This is a genomic window from Streptomyces sp. NPDC003042 (genome assembly GCF_053591315.1).
The window spans coordinates 13,951-26,272 of sequence record NZ_JBSFTP010000003.1 but is presented as its reverse complement, the minus strand read 5'-3'; the positions used below and the strand labels follow the sequence as shown (position 1 = coordinate 26,272).

At 72.9% G+C, this 12,322-nt stretch carries 8 protein-coding genes; 1 reads left to right on the top strand and 7 read right to left on the bottom strand.

The features are described 5' to 3' along the window. Positions 1 to 8 precede the first annotated feature (8 nt). Together ACWDYJ_RS02550 and ACWDYJ_RS02545 are read right to left on the bottom strand one after the other, a co-directional pair. Positions 9 to 2,276, bottom strand: coding sequence for an IucA/IucC family protein (locus tag ACWDYJ_RS02550; RefSeq protein ID WP_451563605.1), 2,268 nt, complete (start codon positions 2,274 to 2,276; stop codon positions 9 to 11). A gap of 21 nt (positions 2,277 to 2,297) precedes the next feature. After that, the gene (locus ACWDYJ_RS02545) at positions 2,298 to 3,653 is read right to left on the bottom strand and encodes a diaminobutyrate--2-oxoglutarate transaminase family protein (protein WP_451563604.1); all 1,356 of its coding nucleotides are present in this window, start codon (positions 3,651 to 3,653) and stop codon (positions 2,298 to 2,300) included. Positions 3,654 to 3,954: 301 nt separating this feature from the next. Between ACWDYJ_RS02545 and ACWDYJ_RS02540 the strand changes: the two genes are divergently transcribed. Next, positions 3,955 to 5,130 (top strand): trypsin-like serine peptidase, encoded by a 1,176-nt coding sequence (locus tag ACWDYJ_RS02540; protein WP_451563603.1) that lies wholly within the window; start codon positions 3,955 to 3,957, stop codon positions 5,128 to 5,130. Between the two features lie 109 nt (positions 5,131 to 5,239). Here the strand turns inward: ACWDYJ_RS02540 and hflX are convergent, their stop codons facing one another. From hflX to ACWDYJ_RS02515, 5 genes are all read right to left on the bottom strand, one after another. Beyond that, positions 5,240 to 6,745 carry a GTPase HflX gene (hflX, locus tag ACWDYJ_RS02535; RefSeq protein ID WP_451563602.1) on the bottom strand — a complete coding sequence of 502 codons (1,506 nt, stop codon included), beginning with the start codon at positions 6,743 to 6,745 and terminating at the stop codon, positions 5,240 to 5,242. Positions 6,746 to 6,886: 141 nt separating this feature from the next. Further along, a complete protein-coding gene (locus tag ACWDYJ_RS02530; RefSeq protein ID WP_451563601.1) occupies positions 6,887 to 8,368 on the bottom strand; it encodes a M1 family metallopeptidase in 1,482 nt (493 codons plus the stop codon). Between the two features lie 142 nt (positions 8,369 to 8,510). Next, the gene (locus tag ACWDYJ_RS02525; RefSeq protein ID WP_451563600.1) at positions 8,511 to 10,613 is read right to left on the bottom strand and encodes a RelA/SpoT family protein; all 2,103 of its coding nucleotides are present in this window, start codon (positions 10,611 to 10,613) and stop codon (positions 8,511 to 8,513) included. A 140-nt stretch (positions 10,614 to 10,753) separates the two neighbouring features. Continuing rightward, on the bottom strand, positions 10,754 to 11,629 hold the full coding sequence (gene dapF, locus ACWDYJ_RS02520; protein WP_451563599.1) for a diaminopimelate epimerase: 876 nt from the start codon (positions 11,627 to 11,629) through the stop codon (positions 10,754 to 10,756). Positions 11,630 to 11,702: 73 nt separating this feature from the next. Continuing rightward, a complete protein-coding gene (locus tag ACWDYJ_RS02515) occupies positions 11,703 to 12,257 on the bottom strand; it encodes a hypothetical protein (protein WP_451563744.1) in 555 nt (184 codons plus the stop codon). Positions 12,258 to 12,322 lie beyond the last annotated feature (65 nt).

The window sequence follows — 12,322 nt, the reverse complement described above, 5'->3', positions numbered from 1 at the left end:
GGAGCGCGTCAGTCGTGGAGGGGGTTGGCGATGGTGACGTAGACGGACTGGGTGTCGACGGGGCCCACGAGCTCGTCGAGGCCGCCCAGGCGGGTGAGGAGATTCGCCTTGCAGCGAAGGGTGGGTGAGTCGAGCAGCTGCGCGGGGAGCGGGCCGAGGCGGGCGGCCTTGCCGAGGAACCGGCGGAACGCCGCGAGGAGTACGCGTTCGTCGGCGAGCCGCTGGGACCCGAAGGCACCGATGAGGCCGAGCACGTTGTTGATGCCGAGGTAGTAGGCGAAGCGTTCGTCGGTGACGGCGTCGGGGACGAAGGTGTCGCTGGCGCTGCCGATGCCGGGGAGTCGTTGCTCCAGTTCGGCGCGCCGGGATTCGCGGAAGTAGTAGCCCTGGTTGTCGCGGTAGCGGCCGCCGGTGGGCCAGCCGGCGGGGTCGAGGAGCACCAGGGTGTTCTGCTGGTGGGCTTCGAGGGCGATACCGGCGAGTTCGTCGAAGGCGAGGACCGGTAGGACGACGTGGTCGAGGTAGCGCAGGAACCACTCGGCGGCCACGGCGGAGGTGGTGCGTCCGGTGGTGACGGCGAGCCGGGAGACGGTGTCGGCGAGCCGGGAGCGCATGGTGCTGCGGCCCGGCCACGGGCGGGGGGCGGTGAGTGCGGCGATGCAGACGGCGTCGTCGGCGGAGCGGAAGGGGTTGTGGCGCAGCAGGACGTCGAATCCCTGGACGGGGGTGCCGTCCGGGGCGTCGACGGCGACCCAGGCGGGGTCGCGGACGATGTCGAAGCCGGGATGGACCGTCTGCCACTGCTCGGCGAGGCCGGTGCGGAGCAGCCGGTGCACCTCGACTCCGCGGTGGAGTTCCTTGCGGAGGTTCTCACGGCGGGAGTTGGTGATGCGCAGGCCCAGGGACAGCTTGAGCATCGCCGGGGCGCCGGGGCGGTGGACCGTACGGATGGAGGAGGTCGGATACCAGGGGGCTCCGTGCGGGCCCAGGTCGATCAGGAGTCCCGCGTCGCGGAGGGCGGCGACGGCGGGGCGTTGGAGGAGGTCGCGGGCCTGCCACGGGTGCAGGGGAAGGGCGGTGGTGCCGGAAGGCAGCGGCAGCGTGGGGGCGAGCCTGGCGAGGAGTTGGGCGGCGGAGACGGGTCGGCCTCGTTCGGTCCAGGCGGAGTCGGTGGCGAGGGCGTCGGGCGCGACCGCGAACCAGTGCAGGGGGAAGGAGCCGTGGAGTTCGGGTGAGTAGCGCTGCGCTTCGGCTTCGGAGAGGCCTTCACGGCTCTTCGGTGTCGGGTGCAGGGGGTGGCCGAGAAGGAGGGACTGTTCGGCGGTGAGGAAGCGGTCTTCGGCGACGGGGGTCGGCGGGATGGGGTGAGCGCGCCGGTCGGCGATGAACCAAGCGGTGCGGTGGACGGAGTCGGCGACCCGGCCGACGAGGTCGGCGCCGCCGCGGGCGTTGCCCTCGCGGGCGATCAGGGCGGCGAGGGTGACGGCGTCCACGGCGGGGGCTTGGGTGGGGGCGCCTTCGAGCCGGGCGGGGGCGAAGCGGTGCCAGCCGGCCGGGGACCAGTGGCGGACGGGGACGAGCAGGGCGGCTGCGGATGCGGGGAGGGGGATGCGGAGCAGGGTTCCGGCGGGCCCGTCGGGGCGGCCGACACCGCTCTCGCGGACCCAGCACCGCAGCAGGTTCTCCACCGTCGCGGCCTCGGCGGCGATGGCCGGGTCGGGGTGGTCCAGCAGGTCGGGCAGGGCCGCCGGTTCCGGCCCGACCGGCCCGGAACCGCCCACCCGGGGGCGGAGGGTCCCGTCCTTCTGCCGTGGCACGGCGGCCGCGGGCCACGGCTCCGGCCGGGGCGGGAACGACGGGGCGGCGGGCCCGGCCACCGACGCAGGTTCGGCCGCGTGGTGTCGGGGCTCGGTTCCCTCACCTCCCGCCTCCGGGGCAGGAGCGGGGTCGACGTCGGGCGCAGGCGTGGGCTCCACCGGGAGCGGGTCGGCGCGGCCGGCGGGTGGTGCGGGGGCGGGCGCCGTGTCAGCGAGCGGGGACTGCGCGGCGGCTTGCGGAGACGGCGGCCCGGCCTCGGCCGAGGCCGGGCCAGGATCCGACTGCGGGCGTTCGGCGTGGTCCGTCGCGCCGGCGTCGGCGGCCGAGGCAGGGCCGGAGCCCGGCTGCGGCTGGTCCGTCGCGCCGACTCCGGCGGCGGGGGCCGGCGGGGGCGCCGTGTCGGGAAGCGGGGGCTGGGGCGTGTCCGTAGGGCGGGGGGAGGCCGAGTGGTCGGGCATCTGGGGTCCTTCGCGTGCGGGTCAGTGGAGCCGGCGGACGGCGGCGGGGAGGGCGTCGGCCAGCCGGTCCAGGACAGCTGTGGCCTGCTCGTCGGTCAGGGTCAGCGGGGGCAGCAGCCGGACGACGCTGGAGTGGCGGCCACCGAGTTCGACGATCAGGCCGCGGTCCAGGCACTCCTGGCGGACGGCGGCGGCGAAGTCGGGGGCGGCGCAGCCGGTTTCCGGGTCCACGAGTTCGACGCCGATCATCAGGCCCCGGCCCCGGACGTCTCCGACGCGGGGTTGGTCGGCGGCCAGACCGTGGAGGGCCGCCAGCATCCGCCCGCCGAGGACGGCCGCGCGCTCGGCGAGGTTGTTGCGGCGGACGTAGGCCAGGGTGGCGGTGCCCGCGGCCATGGCGAGCTGGTTGCCACGGAAGGTTCCCGCATGGGCGCCGGGGGCCCAGACGTCCAGTTCGGCGCGGTACACGATCACGGCGAGCGGCAGGCTGCCGCCGATGGCCTTCGACAGGACCATGACGTCCGGGACCACCCCGGCGTGGTCGACGCCCCAGAAGGCGCCGGTGCGGCCCACCCCCGTCTGGACCTCGTCCGCGATGAGCGGGATCCCCCGGGCGGCGGTGATCTCCCGCATGCGCCGCAGCCAGCCGTCAGGAGCCGGGAGGACCCCGCCCTCTCCCTGGACGGGTTCGACGATCATGCCGGCGGGCGTGGAGACCCCGCCCTTGGGGTCGTCCAGCAGGTTTTCCGTCCAGCGGGCGGCGAGTTCGGCCCCTTCCCGGCCGCCGACGCCGAACGGGCAGCGGAAGTCCTGCGGGTACGGCAGCCGGGTCACGCGTACGTCGGTGGCGCCGCCCGAGGCGTCCAGGGCTCCGGCGGTCATACCGTGGTAGGCCCCGGTGAAGGCGAGCAGCCCGGCGCGCCCGGTGGCGGTGCGGACCAGTTTCAGCGCGGCCTCGACGGCGTCCGTCCCGGCGGGCCCGCAGAACTGGATGCGGGCGTCGGCGGCCAGCCCGGCGGGCAGGTTCGCGAACAGCTCGGTGGTGAAGGCGTCTTTGACGGGGGTGGCCAGGTCGAGGACGTGCAGCGGGGCCCCCGAGTCGAGGACTCCCCGGATGGCTTCGAGGACGACCGGATGGTTGTGTCCGAGGGCGAGGGTGCCGGCGCCGGAGAGGCAGTCGAGGTAGCGCCGCCCGTCCGCCCCCTCGATGGTCAGCCCCCGGGCGCGCACCGGAACGATGGGCAGCGAGCGAGCGTACGTACGGGCGGCGGACTCCCGTAGCGCCTGCCTGCGCAGGATGCCCTCGGCCGCGACGGGTCCCCTGCCTCCCTGCTGCGGAATCGGCGCCGCGGTTGCGGCCGGCTCGGTCAAGGCCACGTCTGTCGGTCCTCCCGCGCGGATTTCTCTTCCGGACTGCGTCTCGAACATGGACGCTGCTGCCCCGTCCCCCGTACGTACCAACGACGGTGACGGCACCGGATCACGGGTCGGCCGAAGATCCTTGTCCGAGAGGGCCGAAGGGCAGGAACCGTGGACCCGGGCACCGCCGTCCTCAACGGCGGCGGCATAGTGGGGTGCTGCACTCCACCCCGAGCAACACCCGCACCACCCGCACCACCCGCGTCAACACCGCAGCGACACCACACCAACGCCTCGAATCACCAGGGGGACTTACGACATGCGACCGAACCGACCGGTCACCGCGATTCTGTGCGCGGCCGCGCTCGCGCTGACCGCCACGGCGTGCGGACCCGGCGACGGTGAGGCCGGCGGCGACGCCAAGCCGACCGTGGCCGTGAGCCTTCCGACCGGCGCCGCCGGCGAGATCAAGATCCCGGACGAGCTCAAGGCCAAGCTCAAGGAGCACGGCTTCGACCTGGAGAAGTGGAAGGGGGGTGCGTGGAAGAACTGGAAGCAGGAGGACTGGCTCCGCGAGGCGGGCGACTACATCAACCCGATCATCGAGGGCCTTTGGGACCCGGACCGGATGCGTGACGCGGAGCAGCCGCAGCGCCCGGTCGTCGACCCGGACACCGGCAAGGACCAGGGCGTCACCGATCCCACCCCGGCGCCCGTGACGGCCAAGGCGGCGACCGCGCCCTACCACTCGAGCGTTCCGGCGTCCGGCAAGGTCTTCTTCGACGGACCCGAGGGCTCGATGGTCTGCTCGGCGACCGTGGTGAAGGACCCCGCGCACCCGGGCAAGTCCAACATGGTCTGGACGGCCGGCCACTGCGTGCACGCGGGCAAGTCCGGCGGCTGGTACCGCAACATCGCCTTCGTCCCCTCCTACAACAACGCCGGCAAGCCGGCGGCCGCGCTCAAGGGCGCGCCGCGCGAGCAGGTGGCCCCGTACGGCGTGTGGTGGAGCGACTGGGCTCAGACCTCGGACCAGTGGATCGCGACGGGCGGCCCGACCGGCGGCGCGGGCGCTCCATACGACTTCGCGGTGCTGCACGTGACCCCGGAGAAGGGCAGCGGCAAGTCGCTGGAGGAGACGGTCGGTACGGCGCTCCCGGTGGAGTTCGCGGCTCCGGCGGTGCCGAAGGTCGCGAGCATCACGGCGACGGGTTACCCGGCGGCGGCTCCCTTCGACGGCCAGAAGGCGTTCCAGTGCACGGACAAGGCCGGCCGTCTGTCGCTGAACGCGGCCGACCCGGTGATGTACCGCATCGGCTGCACGATGACCGGCGGCTCCTCCGGTGGCGGCTGGGTCGCGGCGGGCGCCGACGGCAAGCCGGCGCTGGTGTCGAACACCTCGATCGGCCCGGCCAAGGCGGGCTGGCTCGCCGGACCGCGGCTCGGCCCGGAGGCCAAGGGCATCTTCGACGCCGTGAGCGGCAAGTACAAGTAGGGCGGTCCTGAGGGCGCGCGAGCGCGCCGAGGACCGTCGCCGAGGACGTACGAGGAAGGGCCCCCCGCGATCGCGGGGGGCCCTTCCTCGTACGTGGTCTGCCGTGTGCCTACCGCTTGGCGGGCACGTACGGCGCCAGGTCCGCCGCCAGTTCCTGGTGGACCCGGGCCTTGAGCAGGGTGCCCTCCGGGGTGTGCTCCTCGGAGATGACCTCGCCCTCGGCGTGCGCCTTGGCGATGAGCGAGCCGCGGGTGTACGGCACCAGGGCCTCCACCTCGACCTCGGGCCGCGGCAGCTCGGTGTCGATGAGCGCGAGGAGTTCCTCGATGCCCAGCCCGGTGCGGGCCGAGACGGCGATGGAGTGCCGCTCGATGCGCAACAGCCGCTGCAGTACGAGCGGATCCGCCGCGTCCGCCTTGTTGATCACGACGATCTCGGGCACGTCCACCGCGCCGACCTCGCGGATCACCTCGCGCACCGCCGCCAGCTGCTCCTCCGGCGCCGGGTGCGAGCCGTCCACGATGTGCAGGATGAGGTCGGAGTCGCCGACCTCCTCCATCGTGGAGCGGAACGCCTCGACGAGGTGGTGGGGCAGGTGCCGGACGAAGCCGACCGTGTCGGCCAGGGTGTACACCCGGCCGGACGGGGTCTCAGCGCGGCGGACGGTCGGGTCGAGGGTGGCGAACAGCGAGTTCTCCACCAGGACGCCCGCGCCCGTGAGGCGGTTGAGCAGCGAGGACTTGCCCGCGTTGGTGTAGCCGGCGATGGCGACCGAGGGCACCTTGTTGCGGCGTCGTTCCTGCCGCTTGATGTCGCGGCCGGTCTTCATGTCCGCGATCTCCCGGCGCATCTTCGCCATCTTCTCGCGGATGCGGCGCCGGTCGGTCTCGATCTTGGTCTCACCGGGGCCTCGCGTGGCCATGCCGCCACCGCCGCCGCCACCCATCTGCCGGGACAGCGAGGCACCCCAGCCGCGCAGGCGCGGCAGCATGTACTGCATCTGTGCGAGCGCGACCTGAGCCTTGCCCTCTCGGGACTTGGCGTGCTGGGCGAAGATGTCGAGGATGAGGGCGGTCCGGTCGACGACCTTGACCTTGACGACGTCCTCGAGGGCGATGAGCTGGCCGGGGCTGAGCTCGCCGTCGCAGACGACGGTGTCGGCGCCGCTCTCCAGAACGATGTCGCGCAGTTCGCGGGCCTTGCCGGAACCGATGAAGGTCGCCGGGTCGGGCTTGTCGCGACGCTGCATCACACCGTCGAGTACGAGGGCACCTGCCGTCTCGGCGAGGGCGGCGAGCTCCGCGAGGGAGTTCTCGGCGTCGTTCACCGTGCCGGAGGTCCAGACACCGACGAGTACGACGCGCTCCAGGCGGAGCTGCCGGTACTCGACCTCGGTGACGTCTTCGAGTTCGGTGGAGAGACCGGCCACGCGGCGAAGGGCCGCGCGCTCGGAGCGGTCGAGCTGGTCGCCGTCCCGGTCTCCGTCGATCTCGTGGCTCCAGGCGACGTCCTCTTCCATCAGGGCATCGGCCCGAAGGCTCTCGGTGAAGCTCTGCGAGTCGCGCACGTTCTGCGCGTCACGCGGGTCCTGGGAAGGGGAAGAAGAGGAGGTCATTGGATCCTTACGTCGATTCGAATGCGTGAGCGGCCAAAGGTACCGCCGCGTGTCACATCACACTGTCAGGTGTAACGCGTCACCCCGTGCGGTGATTCCCCGAACGGCCTTGTCGATGGTGACATGCCCGTTCCCCGCCCGTCATACCGTTTTCCCGACCGGCTTCCCGGCCGGCTTCACGGCTGCGACCTTGCCGCCCCACTCCGGGTGCCCCGGCATCGGCGGGGTCGTGCTGCCGTAGAGCCACGGCTCCAGGAAGGGCCCGAGGTCCCGTCCGGCCTCCTGGGAGGCCAGCCGTACGAAGTCCGCCGTGCCGGCGACCGAGTCCCGGTGCTCCGCGACCCACCGCCGCTGGACGCGGTCGAAGGCCGCGGCGCCGATCTCCTGCCGCAGCGCGTAGAGGATCAGCGCGGCCCCGTCGTAGACCACCGGCCTGAACAGCCCGATCTTCTCGCCCGGAGCCGCCGCCTTGGGCGCTGCCGGGGGTCCGCCCGCCGCCCGCCACTGGTCGGAGCGCTGGTAGGCCTCGCGCATGCGCCGCTCCAGGGGGTACTTCCCGAGCCCGTCCGCGTACAGCGCCTCGTACCAGGTCGCGTGTCCTTCGCTGAGCCACAGGTCGGACCAGCTCCGCGGGGTCACGCTGTCGCCGAACCACTGGTGGGCGAGCTCGTGGACCATGACGGCCTCCACGTACCACTCGGGGTAGCCCTCCCCCGTGAACAGGCCGTGCTCGAAGAGCGAGAGGGTCTGCGTCTCCAGCTCGAAGCCCGTTTTGGCGCGCGCGATGAGCACCCCGTAGTTCTCGAAGGGGTAGCGGCCGACCCGCTGCTCCATCCACTCGATGTGCCCGGCGGTCTTCTTCAGCCAGGGCTCCAGCCGCTCCCGGTCCGCGGCGGGCACCACGTCGCGCAGCGGCAGGCCGTGCGGCCCGGTGCGGTGGACAACGGCGGAGCGGCCGACCGAGACCTGGGCCAGCTCGGTGGCCATCGGGTGCAGGGTCCGGTACGTCCACCGCGTCGCCCCTCCGGCCAGGCCGGCGGGGAGGGCGCTCGGCACGCCGTTGGTGACGGCCGTGAATCCGGCCGGGGCGGTGATCCTGAAGGTGAAGAACGCCTTGTCGGCGGGGTGGTCGTTGCAGGGGAAGACGCGGTGGGCGGCGTCGGCCTGGTTGGCCATGGCCAGGCCGTCCTCGGTGGTCACCCAGCCGCCGTCGCCGCGGCCGCGCGGATCGCTGGTGTGTCGCACTGTGATGTGCAACGGCATGCTCGCCGCCACCGGGCGCGCGGGAGTCAGGACCAGATCCTCCCCGGCGCTCTCGACGCGCGCGGGCTGCCCGTTGACCTCGGCGGAGGCCACCGTCCCGTGGGTGAAGTCCAGATTGATCCGCTCCAGCCGCTCCATACTGCGGGCCTGGATGACGGTGACCGCGTCGAGCGGGCTGCGGTTGTCCTTGTACGTGAAGGACAGGTCGTACGCGAGGACGTCGTACCCGGGATTGCCGAGGTCCGGGAACAACCGGTCGCCGATGCCCAGCGGCTCCGGCGGGGGCAGCACGGCGGCGACGAGGGTCAGTGAGGCCGCGGCCAGCAGGGCGGCGCGCAGGCGCGGGGAGGTGAGCTGCATCCACCACCGCTTACCAGCGCCTGCCTCCCGCTCGCGCGCGGCGCGCGACGAGGCCACCCGAACGAGGTGCTCGGACCAGGGGGACAGCCTCCACCCCCGGCCGGACGAGTGAGTCCGAAGTCCTGGTCAGTGGTCGTGGGCACTAGACCCGGCTGACGTCGTACACGCCCGGCACGTCCCGCATCGCCCGCATCAGGGCCGGCAGCCCCGTCGCGTCGGGCAGCTGAAGCGTGTAGCTGTGCCGGACGCGCTGCTCGACCGGCGGCTCCACGGTGGCGGAGACCACCTCGACGCCCTCCCGCGCGATCGCCTCGGTCAGGTCGGCCAGCAGATGCGGGCGCCCGAACGATTCGGCGAGCAATGTCACCCTGCAATCTGCCGTGGCGCGCCAGTGCACGGCGACCGAGGTACGGCCCACCGATCGCATCTGGGCCACGGCCGGACAGTGGACGCGGTGCACGGTGACGACCCCGCCCCGTACGACGAACCCGGCGACGGCGTCCGGCGGCACGGGCGTGCAGCAGCCGGCGAGCCGCACGGTGGCGTCCGGCAGATCGGTGACGGCATTGCCCCCGCCGCCCCGCGCCCCGACCACGGACAGCGGCGCACGGGGCGCCGCGGTGGCCGGCCCCGCCCCGTCCGGGTGGGCTTGGAGCCAGCTGCTGATGGCGATCCGGGCGGCCGGGGTCCGCGCGTGCTCCAGCCAGTCGGCGGCCGGCCCCGAGGAGGCGTCGTGCGCGAGCAGCAGCTGCACGGTGTCCCCGTCGGAGAGCGGGGACGAGAGCGAGGTGAGGCGCCCGTTGACGCGGGCGCCGATACAGCCGTGGGCCGCCTCGCCGTGCTGCGCGTAGGCGGCGTCGATACAGCTGGCCCCGGCCGGGAGGCTGATGGTGCCGGAGGCGCCGCCGTCCTCGCGGAACACGGTGATCTCCCGGTCCTCGGCCAGCTCGGCTCGCAGGACGGTCCAGAAGGTGTCGGGGTCGGGCGCGGACTGCTGCCAGTCGAGCAGCCGGGACAGCCAGCCGGGCCGGGTGGGGTCCACCCGCTCCTCGTCGCTGTCGGCGCTGTCCCCGGCCCCTGCCCCCGCCCCCGTCCCAGTGGTGTACGGATTGCCGAGCGCGACGACCCCGGCCTCCGCCACCCGGTGCATCTGACGCGTCCGGACGATGACTTCGGCGACGTACCCCTCAGGGGTGGCGACGGCGGTGTGCAGCGATTGGTAGAGGTTGAACTTGGGGGCGGCGATGAAGTCCTTGAACTCCGAGATGACCGGCGTGAAGCAGGTGTGCAGCTCGCCGAGCACCCCGTAGCAGTCGGCGTTCTCCGCGACGAGGACGAGGATGCGGCCGAAGTCGGAGCCGCGCAGCTCGCCGCGCCCCAGGGCGATCCGGTGGACGGAGACGAAGTGCCGTGGCCGTACCTGCACTTCGGCGGCGATGCCGGAGTCGCGCAGGACGGCGCGTACGGAGTCGGCGATGGCGGGGAGGGGGTCGTTCTCCGCGTGGGCGGCGATGAGCGCGCGCGTGTGCTCGTACTCCTCGGGGTGCAGGATCGCGAAGACGAGGTCTTCCAGCTCGGTCTTCAGGGCCTGTACGCCGAGCCGTTCGGCGAGCGGGATCAGGACATCGCGGGTGACCTTGGCGATGCGGGCCTGTTTCTCGGGGCGCATGACGCCGAGGGTGCGCATGTTGTGCAGCCGGTCGGCGAGTTTGATGGACATCACGCGGACGTCGTTGCCGGTGGCGACGAGCATCTTGCGGAAGGTCTCGGGCTCGGCCGCGGCGCCGTAGTCGATCTTCTCGACCTTGGTGACTCCGTCGACGATGAAGCAGACTTCTTCGCCGAACTCCTCGCGGACCTGATCGAGGGTCACCTCCGTGTCCTCGACGGTGTCGTGGAGCAGAGATGCCGTCAGAGTGGTGGTCTCGGCGCCCAGTTCGGCGAGGATCAGGGTCACGGCGAGCGGGTGGGTGATGTACGGCTCGCCGCTCTTGCGCATCTGGCCGCGGTGCGAGGTCTCCGCGAGGAGGTAGGCCCGCCGCAGGATGGACAGGTCGGCGTCCGGATGGTGGGCGCGGTGCGCTTCTGCTACGTGTCCGATGGCGTCCGGGAGCCGGTCGCGGGACGTGGGCCCCAGCAGGGCCGCCCGCCCGAGCCGCCGCAGATCGAGCCGGGTCCGGGCCCGTCTGCGCAGCTCAGGGCGCACTTCGGCATGGGCTTCGGGGTTCGTGGCCTCTGCACTCATGGGCACCTCCGGCGGCTTCGACCGGCGGTGGCGGGCATACGGTGAGCCCTCAGGGCCGGTGCCTGATGTTACCGACCCCACCACGTGGCGCAGTCCGCCTCTCGCACAGCGTGAAACGGATCACCCATGAGAGGGAATCTTCAGGCGAAAGCCGTTTCGGTGAGCCAGGTGGGCTCGAATGTGCCTGTGGCCACGATCACGGCCGGTCCGGTCATGTCGATCCGGCCGTCCGGGTGTTCGGTGATGACCAGGGTTCCGCCGGGCAGGTCGACGGTGTACGTGACCGGCTCGCCGGTCACGGCCGGGTCAGCGCCGTCGCGGCGGATGGCGGCCACGGCGACGGCGCAGGCGCCGGTGCCGCAGGAGCGCGTCTCGCCGGAGCCGCGTTCGTGGACGCGCATGGCGACGTGCCGGGGGCCGCGGTCGACGACGAACTCGACATTGACCCCCGTCGGGTAGGCGGAGGCGGGGCTGAACGGCGGGGGGCTCAGCAGGTCGCCTGCCTGGTCGAGGCTTTCAACGAACGCCACCGCGTGCGGGTTCCCCATGTTCACGTTCCGCGCGGGCCAGGTGTGCTCGCCGACGGAGACGGTGACCTCCCCCTCGGGGAGTGCGGCGCGGCCCATGGAGACGGTGACGTTTCCCGCTTTGTCGAGGTGGACCCGCTTGACGCCGCCGCGGGTGGCGACGGCGAGGTCGCCGGGCTCGACATGGCCGGCGTACTGGAGGTAGCGCGCGAAGACGCGCACGCCGTTGCCGCACATTTCGGCGATGGAGCCGTCGCTGTTGCGGTAGTCCATGAACCACTCGGCCTCGTCGGCCAGGTGCGCCGCCTCGGGGTGGGCGGCGGACCGCACCGCGTGCAGCACGCCGTCGGCCCCGATGCCGGCCCGCCGGTCGCACAGTACGGCGACGGCGGACGCGGGCAGGTCGATGGCGTTGTCCGGGTCCGGGACGATCACGAAGTCGTTCTCGGTCCCGTGACCCTTGAGGAAGGAGAGGGCGGTGTGCGTCACGCGCCCATGGTACCGAGCGGGCGCCGGCGGCGACCGGCGGGATCGGAACCGCGTAGGCCTGCGACGGGGGGCTTCAGCGGAGCCGCGCCACCCGGTACACCGCGAGCGCTACGACGACCAGCGCGACCAGCGCGTACAGCCCGGCGATCCGCCAGTCGGGGCGGCGGCCGCTCCCGCGCGGCGGGAGACCGGGCCAGGAGTAGCCCACGCGCCGGGCGGCCATCATGCCCCAGCCGCCCGCGCAGGAGCTGATGAGGAAGCCGAGCATGGCGACCACGGCTCCACCGTCGCCGAACTCGAAGGCGAGCGGGAAGGCGAACATCAGGGACCCGGCGGCGGCCAGCATCACGATGGGGGCGATCTGCCAGATGCGCAGGCGGCGCTGGGGGCGCAGCTCGACCTCGAACTCGGGACCCGTGGCGGCCTCGGCGCCGGTCTCCGGCGTGTCGGGGCCGTCGGGGGTCAGCCGCGCGGGGTCGGCGGGCAGCCCGAGTCCGTCGGGGCCGTCCGGCACACCCGGCGCGTCCGCTCCGGCGGGCTCACCAGGCCGGACCGGCCCGCTGTGAAGCATCGGGTCCGCTTCCTGCCTGGTGTCGTCCCGCCCGGTGTCACGAGGGCCGGCCTCCATAGCCACGCGCCCTCCCCACTCGGACTTCGTACGCCACTGTTCAGAAGTTTGATGATGGCACGGAC

Excerpts from the sequence above, each read along its gene's own strand:
- ACWDYJ_RS02550 (WP_451563605.1), bottom strand. The coding sequence starts at position 2,276 with ATGCCCGACCACTCGGCCTCCCCCCGCCCTACGGACACGCCCCAGCCC.
- ACWDYJ_RS02540 (WP_451563603.1), top strand. The coding sequence starts at position 3,955 with ATGCGACCGAACCGACCGGTCACCGCGATTCTGTGCGCGGCCGCGCTC.
- hflX (WP_451563602.1), bottom strand. The coding sequence starts at position 6,745 with ATGACCTCCTCTTCTTCCCCTTCCCAGGACCCGCGTGACGCGCAGAAC.
- ACWDYJ_RS02530 (WP_451563601.1), bottom strand. The coding sequence starts at position 8,368 with ATGCAGCTCACCTCCCCGCGCCTGCGCGCCGCCCTGCTGGCCGCGGCC.
- ACWDYJ_RS02525 (WP_451563600.1), bottom strand. The coding sequence starts at position 10,613 with ATGAGTGCAGAGGCCACGAACCCCGAAGCCCATGCCGAAGTGCGCCCT.
- ACWDYJ_RS02515 (WP_451563744.1), bottom strand. The coding sequence starts at position 12,257 with ATGGAGGCCGGCCCTCGTGACACCGGGCGGGACGACACCAGGCAGGAA.